Below are 13,240 nucleotides of genomic sequence, written 5' to 3'. Positions count from 1 at the left end.
AATCTCCGCGAATTAGCCGATCACGTTGAGTGGTGCCCACGGCGTGTTGGCAATGCCGCCGGGGATGATGATGTTGCTGGTTGTGATGTTGCCGATCACGGTCACTGCCCGCGCGCCGGTGAGGCGGATCGAGCTTTCGCCGCCGCGCACCCGGTTCGCGCTGATGATGGCGACCGCGCTCTCCAGTGAAACGGCGACGCTTTTGCTGCCGGATTCCACCCGGTTGTCGTTGAACAGGCATTCCTGGCCGGCAACGACCAGAACGGCGGGGGCTGGTCCGCGCGCGGCCAGCATGTTGCCGATGATGCCGGCGCGCGCGCCCTCGGTGTCGTTGGCGGCAAGGCTTGCCCTGACGAACGCATAGTCGGTGCCAAGCGCGAGGATCCGCCCGTCGCCGAGCCGGATCGCGACCTTGTCGCCGGCCTGTCCGAACGGCACCTTCGGATTGACCTCCGCCGTGGTGAGCGCGAACCAGTTGCCGTCCGAATTGTCCACGCCCGGCGTGAGGTCGCGCTGCACGCTGTTGTGATTGACCTCGATCTGGGTCTGCGGCGCGCGCAGCATGATGCCGGCGCTGGTGCCGACGAACCCCTTGGCGGGCGCGACCTCGACGATCTCGTTGCCGCTCACCCGCGGGCGGTTGACGCCGAAGGTGACGACGCCGGCGCGCAGCGCCGACTTGACCGCCGTCAGGCCGATCGCGCGAACCAGATTGCCCGCAATCGTCGCGCTGTCGGCGCGGATCACCTCGATGCCGACCACGGTGCCGTTCTCGCTCTCGGAGACCGGTTCGATGTTGCGAATGTGGTTGTTCTCGATCGAGACGGCTGCGGCGTCGGTCGCGCCGCCGAGCATGATCCCGGCGCCGCAGGCGTCGATTGCGTTGAGCTTAATGATCAGGTCCTGTGCCCCGGCAATCACCTTGATTCCGGCCGTGCCGAAGCCGTGGATCTGGTTGGCGAGGATATGCGCGGTGGCGGTGCTGCGGCGGTCGAGCCCAGGGATCAGCCCGATGCCGACGTGGTCGCCGGGCGACCAGTTGCGCAGCTGGTTGCGCTCGATCCACAGCCCCGCCGCGGCACAGGCGATGCCGTTGGCCGTGACGTTGCAACTGTTGCCGTCGATCGCCAGCGCGGCGCCGGGAAGCGCAAGGCCCTGCGCGGTGATGGCGGTGTCGGTGCAGCCGATGATCTCGTTGTGCGCAATCCGCGTAGCGAGCAGATGCAGCACCTCGTCGGCGAAGGCGATCGCGCCGCGCTGGCACAGAAGGACGTTCTCCTCGATCGTCACCGCGGCCGTCAGCAGGAAGCCGGCACCGTTCTCCACGCCCTTGAGGGCGCCGCCCACAATCCCAACCGGCGCGAAGATCGCGTTCTCGGCGAGCTTCGCACCGCCAACCACACCGCGCAGCACCACCGCGGGGAGCTGTGCATTCTCGGTGCCGAGTGCCGCGATGGCGAGACGGGTCAGGCCGAGGCCGATGCAGGTCGAGACGTCGATGGTGGGATCGCGTGCGAGCGAAAGGATCGCGAGGTCCTCGATTGCGATCGCAAAAGAGTCCTGGATGGCGAAGGCGCCGGTCGGCGCCACCAGCAGCGTCGCCGGGCCCTTGCCGGCGATGCGGACCGATTTCGCCTGGTTGATCGCCACGGCCTCTTTGAGCACGTAGCGGCCGGGGCCGAGGCAGATGGTGCCGCCGGTCTCGCGCACCTTGTTGACGGCGTCCTGAATGGTGAAGCTGCCGCTCTCGTGCTGCTCGACGGTGACGCAGGCCGTGCAGGCACAGTCGTGGCCTTCGCCTTTCGGCGGCCACGGGTGGCGGCAGTCGGTGACGCCCTGGGCGTCGACATCCCAGATGCCGAGCCGTGCATAATGGTGATGGATGCCGCGCGGCGGCGCGCGGTCGAGCAACTCGACGCTGGCATCCGCCGTGCGCGCGGCGAAGGCCCACCAGTCGCAGGCACGACAGCCCGCTGCCCCGGTCGAATCGAAGCTCACGGTGACGCCGTCCTCGAGCAGGACTGTCGTGCCCGCGGCGGGCACCTTGATTACGCCGGTCGATCCGGCGGCATCGAGATCGCCGATCTGCACCGGCGTGCCGCTGGCATCGGTCCGGAACACCTTTCCCTTCTGATCCCAGCGGCGCACTCGCAAATTGGTCTGCTTCGGCCAATCGCTGTTGGGGAATCCCGGCGGCAGCATCAGGGCCGGCAGTGCCGGTGTGAAGCTGATGCGGCGGGTCGCCTCGGTGACGGTGATGCGGCGCATCTCGCCGGCCTTCTGCGAGAACTCTCTGGGGTCGTCGATGATCTCGACCCAGTCGCCGGTGTTGAAACGTAGCACGTCGTCGCGCCCGAGGCTGTCGAGCTCGAGCTCGGTCGCTGAGATCATGCTGGCGACGCGCGAGCCGACGCTGGCATTTTCGCGCGACCATTTGAAGGTCGCGGTGCCGCCGGGCTGGCCGGGGTCGTGGATCTCGACCCGGTAGAGCTGGTTCTCGAGGCCGCGGAAGCCGCCGGTCGGTGGCAGCTCGCAGGGGTCGGTCACCGGAGCTGCGTCGAACGTGCCTGTCGTGAGCACGCCGGTCGATGGCGCGATCACTGTGGTCCAACCCGGCATGTCCTCGTCGGGCGTCGCGCAGCTGGTGTTGGCGCCGGCATCGGTGTCGAGCACGCGCACCTGCCACACCGTCTGGAGCCGCGAGCTGGTCTCGACGCCTACGGCGATCTCGAACAGTTCCGGCCGCTCGAGCCAGGTCAGCTCGCGCTCCCAGACGTCGAGATAGACGAGATGGCGACCGGCCGTCGGCAACGGCGGCCGCACTGCATCCGGCGGATAGGGCTGGGTCTCATAGGTCAGCTTGTCGGTGAAGACTGTCTCGGCCATGAGTTCGTCGAACAGGCGCTTGTCGGGATCGGCAAGGCCGTGGTTTTCCGCGAGCAGGCCGTCGACATAGAGCCGCCCCTTGCCGATCTCGAGCGTATTGCCGGCAACGCCGAGCTTGAATGCATCCGGAGTCGTCGAGGACACCGTATTGCGGTCGAGAATGTCGCTGGCGAGTGCACGCAGCCTGCGATCGAGAATCGCCATCAGCTCGTTGGCGTCGCCGTCCAGCAGCACCGCGCCCTGTTTCAGCTCCACGCCGGCGAAGTCGAGCAGCGGGTCGAGACGAACGCGTGAGAAGTCGGCACCCATGATAGCCTCCGATGCACTCGGTCAACTCGCGAAGAACAGGCCCGCGTGCAGCCCGAAACGTAGATATTCATCGAGCCGCAGCCTGAGATTGGCCTCGCGCTGCGGCTGGAATAATGCGTTGAGAACGCCGATCTCGCTGTCATTGTCGCCGCCGGCGCGGATCGTGAGGCTCGTGGCGCGGCGCAGCTGCCCGTAACCGGGATCGCCATAACGCAGCGAGGTGAACAGCGGCAGCGCCGTGGGCGCCGTGTCATTCGGCACGCAATGGAAGCGCCGCGGCGTGATCGAACCCGCGGGCACGTAGCAAAAGCGGACGCAACCTTCCTGGCGGCGCTGGACCAGCAGCGGCGCGATCCACTTTTCCGCGGGCTTTGGACCAAGCTCTGCGAAGAAGATGGTGTCGGAGGCGAGCTTCAACAGTTTCGTGTGAACCTTGCCGATGACGGTGCATTGGGCGACCGTCAGTTCGGCGCCGGGGCTGCCCGCGGCATCGGCGGCAAAGGCGACGTTCGCCGGCGCGCCGGCATCGATCATGCAGTCGGTCAGCGTTACCTCGGCATCAGTGACGGCGCGGATCGGGCCGACGACGCAGCGCTCCAATGTCACTTTGGCGAAGGGATGCTCGATGATCAGGCTCGGCTCGCCCGGCGAGGTCGGACTGCCGTCCCCATTCAGGGTCAGTCCGGGCACCAGCGTGCAATCGCGCAGCAGCAGCTCCCGCGGCTCGACATCGGCAAAGGCCGCCAGCCGCAACGCGCCGCCCGATATCACGAGCCCGTCGAGCGTGAGGCGACCGCGCGCGCCGATGTCGAGCGTGATCTCGCCGCCCGCCGCCAGCAGCGGGCGGGTCTGGTCATGCGCGGCGACCACGACATGGTGCGGCGTGGCATCGCCGATTACGTCGTCGACCACAAAGGTCGGCGTCTCCTTGTAGGTCAGGCTGTCGCCGATGATGAGGCGGCCACCGGTCCTGATCAGGTTGAGCTTGGCCTGCCACGCGCCTCCGGCACCGACGGTCTGCTCGTTGCCGATATCGCCCGCGGCGGGCACGCGCGGATATTCGCCGCCGCCGATCTGCCGCGCAGTGCCGTAGTGGAATGTCGCAAGCAGCGGTCCGTCGGCGGGATCGCCGAGCAGCACGCGGCCACGCTCGGGATCGAAACCGATCGTGCCCGCCGTCACCTGCGCCTCATGAGCCCAGCCGATGACATTGCCGCCGCCATCGAGAATGTCGCGGAGATCGCAGACCCGCACCTTGGCCGTCGGCACCGGGATGGGCGGGGTGCCCGGCGTGAAAAACACCAGGCTCTCGCCGTCGCCATAATCGTCCTCGCGCTGTGCGTCCGGCTGTGCGGTTGCCTGCGCGGCGCGCACGGCCATGGCCATCAGCCGCACCGACAGCGGCTCCGGCGCATTGATCGGCTCGGCGAGATGGGAGATGTCGGACTCAGCCTGCGTGAATCGAAACAGCCGCATGTCCGCGCCGAGCGGGTTGAGACGGAATTTCCGGCCGGTCGCGTCGCCGGCGTCAGGCGTCAGCGGCACCGCCGTGAGCGACAGCGACAACAACCGCCACAGGAAGATGCCGATGTTGGGAATGTTGTAGCGGCCGGCGCCGGTTTCCGGCCGCCGCATCTCGGCGGTGTGCGCGATGCTGTTGAAGGCGCCGTCGCGCCGGAACAGTGCCGCCGTATCGCGCAGATTGCAGGTCGCGGGCGCATGCAGGCGGATGTGCTTTATGTATTGCGTGGTGGCGAGCTGTTCGAAAAATTCGACCGCATGTGCCGGCCAGCCGGTGACGTCCTGCGCCAGCTCCTCCAGCATCAGCGCGGTGCCCTTGCGGCGGCGGAAGGGGATGGTGTCGGCGACTTCGGCACGCGGCGAGGTCAGCTCGGTGCCGAGCCCGCGCAGCGGCCGGTAGCCGATGAGGTCGCCGATATAGGGCGTGACCCACTCGGCGCAGGTTTCGATGAACTGGTCGTCGTAGAGCTGGTCGACGGACTCTTCCAGCGTGGCGAACTCGCGCGCAAATGCAGCCAATAGAGCCTGGAGCGGACCGGCCTTTGCGGGATCGCCCGCAAGCGCGGCGTCGCGCAACCGGTGCAGCGTCGGCAGCAGGCTGTAGAGCCGTTCGGGGGTGAGGCTGTTCATGCCATCTCCTCCAGGAGGTCGAACGGCGCCGGGTTCAGCGTCAGCAGCTCGCTCGGCTTCGCCGCGCCCTGGTCGACATGCATCCGCGAGGCGAGCAGGCGGACCTGGCGCGAGGGAATGGTCTGCGCGAAGGGCGCCGTGCCGCCATAGAGCTGGACGAGGTCGACAGCGACGACGCCGGGTACCGACTGTGCCGCCGCGATCACGTCGGATTGCTGCACTGGCTGGCCGAGCTCACGCGCGTCGGAGGCGAAGTGCGCACGCAGCGCCGCCTCGACCGCGGTGAGCACGGCCTTGGCGTCGAAATCGGGATCGCGCTTGACCTTCAATCCGATCCGGAAGGTGCCGGGCTGGTAGGGCAGCAGCACGACGGCGACATGCGGATCGCCGCCGGCCTTCAGCGCAGCGAGCAAATTGGTCCACACCGGGCTCGTCGAATTGACGGGAGCGCCGGGCGGCCCCGCGATCGTGATGGCGATGGTCTTTCCGCGCGGCAGTTGCAGCACCTGCGCCTGCGCCTTGGCAATGCCGGTGAAGGCGCGGGCAAAATCCTCATAGTCGAGGACGGACACGACGCGGCCGAGCGTGCGGGCGCCGAGCGGCATGCTCCGACGCGCCGCGTCCGCCGGCTCCGGATCGTTGCCGCCTTCGGCCGCGAACGGGTTGCTCACGCCCTTGAGGCCGAGCGGGCGCGACAGCAGTTGGCTCAGCGTCTCGGCGCGGACATTGCCGGCGACCCCGATGCCCTTGCGGTAGGTGGCGCGGACGTTGTTGAGCCCGCTCGGCAGCCGCGCACCGCTGGCGCCGTCGCCGAACTTCACGAGATTGCGCGCTTGCTCGTCAATATCGAGCGCAAAGACGCGATTGGTCGCGGCTGTGCCGAACAGCGTCGCGCGCTCGTGCCATGCGATCTCGCCGACCCGCAACGTCAATTCGCTCGCGGCACCGCTCTCATTGGCGGCGGCGCGATAGGTCAGCGGCACCTGTTTCAGCTCGAATTGCTGGAACGGCTGGGCAGCATCGCCCGAGCCGAGGATCTGAGTCACCGTCTCGCCATGCGAGGCCGGCACCACATTGCCATGAACGACGACGCTGCCGCGGTCGAGGCTGCCGGCGAGCGGCGGATCGATCTGAAGCATGCAGCGGCCGGCGTCGACAGCCTGGGCGGATACGAGGTTGGCCTGCACAACAACGGCTTGGCCGTCGGAGACGCGATTGCCACGTACGATCAGCCGTCGCCCTGCAATGAGGCCATCGGCACTGACGGCCGCCGGGATGCTGTTGCCGGTCGCGGCATCATCGACGGCGTAGGGCGCGAGCGCGAGTTGCTCGGACTGCACGAACGCTGTGATGCGACGAACTTGGTCCTGATAGCGGTCGTAATGGGAGCCGCGCAATTGCAGCCGGGTGACCTTGCCGGCCAGCGCGAACTCCGCGCGCGACGTCTCGTCCGCATCGGCGATCTGGTAGACGTCGAGATGCGGGCCAAGATCCAGGATGACATCCGACTTGCCGAAGGCCTTGATGATGACCTGGATGGAGCCCTTGGCTGCCATCGAAAGCACGACGTAACCGCCGGCGCGGACCTCGGAATAGACCGTATCGAGATCAATGAAACCGCCGCCCTGGGCCGAGCCCATCGGCGAGATCGTGTAGTCGGGCCACTCCGGCGCGTCACTCCCGCTCGGATAGTTGTTGCGAAAGTCCGTCGACATCGACTTCCACATCGGCGCGTTGTGGCCGAAGGGTGCTGCCCGCTTGCGCAGCGCATAGACCTTCGAATCTTGCGTGGCCGTGACCCCGGAGAGGCCGGCTTGCCAGGTAATTTTGGTGCGATCGAAATCCGATTGCAGCTCGACACTGTCGATGAAGCGGAAATCGCAATTGCTGTCGTTCGTACCGGGATTGAAGGCGTCACCGACGATCAACAACGCATCACCCGGCTTCAGATTGTTGCGCTGGCCGGCGAGGTACATGACCGTGTCGCCTTTGCCCGGTCGGCGTGTCTCCGCCAGCCACGGCCGGATCGCATTCCAGGCCGGTCGTGCGGCGTCCAGTCGCTCGACCGTTTCGAAGGTCTGCGGCTTCTCGTCCGGCCCCGGTACGCTCTGCACTTTCGTGCCGATCTCGATCGACACTTGAGCGGGCACGCCGGTGACGAAGCTGCCCGGCTCGGGCGACAGCTTTGGCGGCGGCGCAGGGGGCGTTTCCAGCGTGAAGGCGAGCCAGGTCTCGGCGGCGACGCCGGGCCGCAGGCGGTAGCCGATCAGCCGGCCCATCTCCTGGAGCGAGACGCGCTCCAGCGCAGTGCGGAGATAGGATTCGTTGGCGATGCGCTCCTGGTAGAAGGTGAGCACGTCGGCAGCGCAGGCGAACGCATCGATCAGGCCGATGGTGAAATCGTCATCGGCGCGGCTTTGCAGCTTGCCGAGCGGTGCGAACGCGGCAGAGGACAGCGCGGCGTGCAGGCTGTCGCGGAACTGGGCGTAGTCGCCGACGCGGTAGGCGATGGCGGAGAGGCCGTAGCGGTTCGAGATGCCTTGCGGCGTCTCGGCTTCAATGCCGGCGCAGCAGCCGCAGCTCTCGCTGCCGGCAGGCAGGGCATGAGGCTTGACGGTTGGAACCGGTAGGGTCATTTGCCGCCTCCCGCCTCAATAATGAGCCGGCCGCGCTCGCGGAAACTCGGATTGTTGGCGAGCTGCGCGATCTCGAGGCTTCCGATCGGGATCACCTCGTCATCCAGCGAGGTCGCGAGCGGCGAGATCAGCCGCTGGAATTTTTCCGCCTGAACCGCCTCGACGCCCTCGACCGCTTGTGCGGCTGCGATGATGCGGCTGAGATAGACGGGATCGCCGAAGGTGAAATTGTCGGGATGGAACAGGCCGAGCGTGCCGTCGGGCAGCACCGCGCTCGACAGCACCGTCCGCACGGCCTGCGCGACATCGGCGCGGAAATAGTCCGGCTTGACGCAGACATGCAGTGTGACGTCGAGCGGCACATAGCGCGGCGGTCGTACGTCGAGGTCGTAGCCGGCCATCCTGAACCGCTCGAGATGGTTGCGCAGTTGCGTAGCGAAGGGCACGTCGACTACGCCGCCGCCGAAGCGGTCGGGCGTCACGAACACGGTGTGCCAGCTTCCGGTCCAGCGGAACGTTGCGGCCGCGCGCTGCACGTCGGCGCGTCGTTCAATGGCGGCGGCGTAATCGGCCGCCGTCACCGCGCGCTCCTGGGTACGGAACGCCTGTGGGGCGTCGCGGCGGGCGGCTTCAATGTCCTCGGGCTCGACGCCGCCGGATGCGGGAAGCGGATTGCGTACGGCCTCGAACACGCCGTCCGTGGTGCTGACGATGTGGGCGATGGCTTCGGCGCCGACATTTCCGGATGTGCCGTTGCCGATCCGGTAAGTCGCCGTGAATGCGGTGTCTTCGGCCGGGCGCTTGCCGAGCAGGCCGTCACCGAACCGCAGCAAGGCCTCGCCGTGGTTGTCGATCTCGACCACGACATGCGGCGCGTTGCCGGCGCTGTCGATGAGGTCGCGTCGCGGCAGCCAGTGCTCGGTGATGCCGGCGACTTGTCCCGTGAGATCGACGATGGCAGGCGTGGCGTCGCGCGGCGACAAGAGCGAAAATGCGCTGGCCGCCCACCACGGCTTGTCGTTGCTGACGGGAACGGCGAGCGGCGCGCCGAGATCGAAGGATTGCGTCAACGGGCTGTTTGCCAGCACCGGGCGGAAGCGCGGCGGCAGCATGACGTCCGGGGACGAGGTGCAGCAATTGCCCGGCGCGCGCGATGCCTGCTTCAGGCTGGCGCGCGGCATCACGCCGAGCTGTTCGGGCAGCAGCGTGCGGCCGTGATCGACGAGCACGATATTGCCGAGCGCAACACTGATCGCGAGCTCGGGGCGGTCCTCCACCGTCAGGCAAAGCGGGAAAGGCAGCGCGTCGGCCTCGCTCCAGGCGATCTCGGTGACGTCGACCGGGCCGTCGACCGGAGGCTCGTCGAACAGCCCGCCGGACGGATCGCTCGTAAGCGTCCTCTCGGTCAGCCGCACCGCGCAGCGATGGCCAGGATCGGCATCGGCGGCAGACAACGTCGTTGGGCTGATCACCTCCTCGAAGATCAGGATGTCGCCGATGGCGAACGTATCAATGTGGCCGCGTAGCGTCGCGCGCGTGGTGCCGCGCGGCAGGCAGCATCCGTTGTTGCCCCAGGCATAAAAGGTGAGACTGTTCTGTTGCTGGTCGAACTCGGCTGGCGCGACCGTTTCGAACACCTCGGCGCCACCTTCGATCGCATCGCTGAGCGCGCGCGAGCCCGGCGTCAGCGCCGCGCCGAGGCCCGGCACACGGGTCAGCAGCTGCGTGCCCTTCGGCAGCGCGATTTTCTGCCCATTCACGTCGAAATGCACGAAGGCGCGGGCGTTGCAGCCCTCGTGCAGGTGATAGTCGACCAGCCTCGCATGGCGCCGCACCGAGATGCGCTGCCGCGCGGTGGCGAGATAGGCTTCGTTGGCGACCGCATCCTGGCGATAGGCGAGGTTGTCGGCGGCATAAGCGAGCAGCTCGACCAGGGTCACGCCGAGATCCGCCGCCGAACGCTCCTGCCAGCCGGGCACCAGCAGGCTCAGCCTGTCAAGCATCAACCGGCGAAAGCCCTGATAGTCGCGCGCGAGATAGTCGATCTCCGGCCTCAAGCGCGGCGTGGGCGGGCACGGCGCGGTGTCCGCGCAGTCATAGTCCGAGGGACATTCGCCCTTGAAGGTGAAGTCGATCGCCGACAGCTTGGGATCGAAACCGGCCGGCGGCAGGGCCGAGCCGGAATTGGCAAAGATGCCGAAATTGTAGATCGAATAGTCCCCGGCGCTGTCGGTCCGGACGACCAGCGTGCGGGTGAGATCGTCGACGGTGTCGACCAGGCCGGGTTCGGCCTCGGCCGGCAGCGCGTCGGCCGGCGCGCACCAGACCACGCCGACGGTCGCGATCCGCTCGCCGCCGGTGATGCGCAGATTGTCCGGCGAGAGCGTGAAGCCGGAATGCAGCAGCCGCACCAGCAGGGTCTGTTGCCGTGGCGCGCCGGGCGGAGAAGCGAGGTCGAGCACCTCGATGAAGGCGATGGCGTTAGCGCTGCCCTTGGCCTCGAGCACTTCGAGCCGGCGCGGATCGCAGCAATGTTGCTTCATGCCGCGCCCCCCGGAACCGCAAAGCTCGTGACGTGGCTGGTGCGGTCGGCCAGCACGACGTAGCGGATCTCGACCCGCAGCACCGCATCGTCATTGATCACCTCGACCGAGGTGACGGCGATCAGATGCGACAGGTGCTGGTGGAGCGCGGCCTGGGCCAGCATCTGCGTCGTCGCGGCGAGCGTCACCGAGTTGGGCTCGAACACCAGCGCCAGCAGTCCTGCGCCGAAATCCGGCCGCATCACCCGCTCGCCCTGCATTGTGAACAGCACCTGCTCGATCAGGTCGCGGATGTGATCGGGGCGGCCGGTCGCGGCCGTGCGGCCCTGGTCGTCGAAATGATAGGGGAAATCGAGTTCGCTGCTCACGCCGTCCTCCCCTCAGGTTGCCAGCACGCGCGTCTGCGCCACGACGGGCAGCATCGGCGTGCCCGTCGGCGTGCAGACGGATTGCCCCATCATGGTCGCGGCCGGTGCGCCGCCGATCATCACCCGCGCGGCGCCCACCACCATCTGCGCCGTGACGCAAGGCGGCGCCGAGCCGGTGAGCGAGCAGGCCGCGATCGCATAGGGGCTGGTGAGATTGACCGCTGGCTGGCCCGACAGCATCACACGCGGGAACGGCGCGACCGGCGTCGCCTGTCCGGCATGGCTGCACAACACGGTGGCGCCGAGATGCAAGACGGGAGCGGGCATGTGCGTCTCCTAGATCACGGTGAGCGCGCCGAGATTCACGTCGACGGTCGGCCCGGTCATGGTGATGACCGCACCTTTGCCGTTGGAAATGGTAATGCCGACGTCGCTGACCGAGATCATCGCGCCTGTCGTGGTCTGCATCAGGATGCCGCCGGTCGGGCCCGGTACGTCGCTGATGGTGAGACCGTTCTTCAAGGGGGTTTGCAGGGTGATGCCGGGCACGCCGGGCGGCACTGCGTGCGCCAGCACCGGCACCTCCGCGGCACTGCCCCAGTAGCACCCGACCCAGATCGGATAGTCGGGGTCGCCGCGCTCGAACTCGATCCAGACCCCGGCGCCGATGATCGGCACCGTGAAGAAGCCGGCATTGATGCCTGCGGTCGGCAGGCAAGGCATCGCCCAGCTCGTCGGTATCACGGCGCCGACGTCGGGCACCATCACCTGGATCCGGCCGATCTGGAGGGGATCGACATTGTTGATCACCACCGCGCGATACTTTCCGAACAGGGGCGCATCGCTCATGTCGGCACCTGCGGGACGGTCGAGATCAGCGCGTTGCGTGCGAGCGAGAACGATTGCTTGTAGGAGCCGCGCTCGATCTCATGCGTGACGTTCTTGACGTAATAGAGCCCGTCGAATGGCAGGCCGGCGCCGCGTACGCCGACCAGTTGCCGCGACTTCAGGACGCGGCCATATCTGGCGACGTCGAGCTTGCCGCTGCCGAACACGCTGTCGCTGTGCTGGCTGGCATAGGCAAGGCCCGCCATCAGCGCCTGCGGCGCGGATAGATGCGCGGTGTTGGAGAGCTTCTCGATCTTCGGCGGCAGCGGCGGCACCGCGCCGAGCGGCGGGCTCATCGGCGTGATGTCGGGGATCGGCACCGGGATCGGCGCCTTGCTGTTGGCCTCCTGGAAGAACACGATCGGCATGACCTTGCGTTCCTTGTCGAAGTTGAACGAGATCTCCTCGACATTGGTGAGCGCATCCATGTTGGTGGTGAGTGCCGGCTGCGGCGCGCCGAAGCGGATTTCCGGTCCCCAATAGGCCTTCGAGGCGCCGGGCGCGGGACCGGCCTCGAGATAGAAGACGTAGCCGGCTTCGCCCGCGAGCTTCTTGACGTAGGCGTAGTCGCTGCCCTTCTGCTGCGGGATCTGCTGAACCGGGATCGGCGGGATGTCGAGCACGCTCGGGATCACCATCGGGATCACGCCGAGCGCTGCGTATTTGGCAAGGATCGCCAGCACGCGCACCGAGGGCGGCATCGCCGGGAAGGGCAGGCCGGGCAGCTCGATGATGTCCATCAGCGCCGACATGTCCTTGCCCTTGATCACCAGCTTGCCGACGCCGCCGCTGCCCGGCTGCGTCTCGACATTGGTGACCATGCCGTCGATGACGGATTCGGCCGTGCCGTTGATGGTGACGATCAGCACCACGCGCAGCAGCGGCGGCAGCGCGCCGCCGCCGGCAAGCAGGAAGATGGTGCGCAGCGGCGAGCGCACCGGCAGGTCGAAAGTCAGCTCGAATCCGCTCTGCGCATCGCCCGATCCGATCTCGATCTTGGCATGGGTCAGCGTCTCCAGCACCTCGCGCGGCGCCGGCACCGGCGCCGGGCCGATCTGGAGCGAGAGCTGGACGCCGCCTTGCATCATCGGAAAATCGTCTCCCTAAAGCCCGTTCGGGCGCGGGATCTGCACGCGCTCACCGGGCGTGTCGGTGAGTTCGAGCGGATCGGTCACGACATTGGCGTCGGCGATGCGCCAATACAGTTCGGGGTCGCCGAGCGTTGCGGAGGCGAGCGTGTCGGGCCGCTCGCCGGCATTGACGATGTGTTCGCCGGCGATGCCGATGCCGCGCGCCTGGGGGATGAAGCGGCGCAGCACATAGGCGACACCGGGATCGTCCGCGCTGCGCTTGAGCCGCCCGATCGCGGCGCCATGATAGCGGCTGTTCGGCGGAAAACTGTTGTCCGGAAACGCACCGGCATCGATCAGCATCTGGACGGGATCCGAGGACATCATGT

Annotated in this window: 9 protein-coding genes; all 9 read right to left on the bottom strand. The window is 67.4% G+C overall.

Annotation, left to right across the window (positions count from 1 at the left end; genetic code table 11):
• Positions 1-12 precede the first annotated feature (12 nt).
• The 9 genes from IVB46_RS37230 to IVB46_RS37190 are packed head-to-tail and all read right to left on the bottom strand — an operon-like array spanning position 13 to position 13,235.
• Positions 13-3,195: a DUF6519 domain-containing protein gene (locus tag IVB46_RS37230; protein ID WP_247344773.1), complete on the bottom strand. Its 3,183-nt coding sequence runs from the start codon at positions 3,193-3,195 to the stop codon at positions 13-15.
• Between the two features lie 21 nt (positions 3,196-3,216).
• On the bottom strand, positions 3,217-5,346 hold the full coding sequence (locus IVB46_RS37225) for a YmfQ family protein (protein WP_247303532.1): 2,130 nt from the start codon (positions 5,344-5,346) through the stop codon (positions 3,217-3,219).
• The gene (locus tag IVB46_RS37220; RefSeq protein ID WP_247303530.1) at positions 5,343-7,982 is read right to left on the bottom strand and encodes a putative baseplate assembly protein; all 2,640 of its coding nucleotides are present in this window, start codon (positions 7,980-7,982) and stop codon (positions 5,343-5,345) included. The genes IVB46_RS37225 and IVB46_RS37220 overlap by 4 nt, the downstream gene beginning before the upstream one ends.
• Positions 7,979-10,525 carry a putative baseplate assembly protein gene (locus tag IVB46_RS37215; RefSeq protein ID WP_247344770.1) on the bottom strand — a complete coding sequence of 849 codons (2,547 nt, stop codon included), beginning with the start codon at positions 10,523-10,525 and terminating at the stop codon, positions 7,979-7,981. Before IVB46_RS37215 ends, IVB46_RS37220 begins: the two co-directional genes overlap by 4 nt.
• Positions 10,522-10,893 carry a GPW/gp25 family protein gene (locus tag IVB46_RS37210; protein ID WP_247303526.1) on the bottom strand — a complete coding sequence of 124 codons (372 nt, stop codon included), beginning with the start codon at positions 10,891-10,893 and terminating at the stop codon, positions 10,522-10,524. Before IVB46_RS37210 ends, IVB46_RS37215 begins: the two co-directional genes overlap by 4 nt.
• Before the next feature lie 12 nt (positions 10,894-10,905).
• Positions 10,906-11,220, bottom strand: a complete 315-nt coding sequence (locus IVB46_RS37205) for a hypothetical protein (protein WP_247303523.1) — start codon at positions 11,218-11,220, stop codon at positions 10,906-10,908.
• A gap of 9 nt (positions 11,221-11,229) precedes the next feature.
• Entirely contained in the window at positions 11,230-11,742 is a 513-nt protein-coding gene (locus IVB46_RS37200) for a phage baseplate assembly protein V (protein WP_247303522.1), read from the bottom strand.
• Complete coding sequence (locus IVB46_RS37195) at positions 11,739-12,869, bottom strand: hypothetical protein (protein WP_247303520.1); 1,131 nt, start codon at positions 12,867-12,869, stop codon at positions 11,739-11,741. Before IVB46_RS37195 ends, IVB46_RS37200 begins: the two co-directional genes overlap by 4 nt.
• A gap of 15 nt (positions 12,870-12,884) precedes the next feature.
• Positions 12,885-13,235, bottom strand: coding sequence for a Base plate wedge protein 53 (locus IVB46_RS37190; RefSeq protein WP_247344766.1), 351 nt, complete (start codon positions 13,233-13,235; stop codon positions 12,885-12,887).
• Between the last annotated feature and the right edge of the window lie 5 nt (positions 13,236-13,240).

Source organism: Bradyrhizobium sp. 61, assembly GCF_023073075.1.
GTDB classification, from domain to species: domain Bacteria; phylum Pseudomonadota; class Alphaproteobacteria; order Rhizobiales; family Xanthobacteraceae; genus Bradyrhizobium; species Bradyrhizobium barranii.
Note: the sequence above shows the minus strand (reverse complement) of the source record. Positions and strands in the feature narration are given on the sequence as shown.

Bases quoted from the DNA above. Each gene is read 5' to 3' on its own strand.
- IVB46_RS37230 (WP_247344773.1), bottom strand. From the start codon at position 3,195: ATGGGTGCCGACTTCTCACGCGTTCGTCTCGACCCGCTGCTCGACTTC.
- IVB46_RS37225 (WP_247303532.1), bottom strand. From the start codon at position 5,346: ATGAACAGCCTCACCCCCGAACGGCTCTACAGCCTGCTGCCGACGCTG.
- IVB46_RS37220 (WP_247303530.1), bottom strand. From the start codon at position 7,982: ATGACCCTACCGGTTCCAACCGTCAAGCCTCATGCCCTGCCTGCCGGC.
- IVB46_RS37215 (WP_247344770.1), bottom strand. From the start codon at position 10,525: ATGAAGCAACATTGCTGCGATCCGCGCCGGCTCGAAGTGCTCGAGGCC.
- IVB46_RS37205 (WP_247303523.1), bottom strand. From the start codon at position 11,220: ATGCCCGCTCCCGTCTTGCATCTCGGCGCCACCGTGTTGTGCAGCCAT.
- IVB46_RS37200 (WP_247303522.1), bottom strand. From the start codon at position 11,742: ATGAGCGATGCGCCCCTGTTCGGAAAGTATCGCGCGGTGGTGATCAAC.
- IVB46_RS37195 (WP_247303520.1), bottom strand. From the start codon at position 12,869: ATGATGCAAGGCGGCGTCCAGCTCTCGCTCCAGATCGGCCCGGCGCCG.
- IVB46_RS37190 (WP_247344766.1), bottom strand. From the start codon at position 13,235: ATGTCCTCGGATCCCGTCCAGATGCTGATCGATGCCGGTGCGTTTCCG.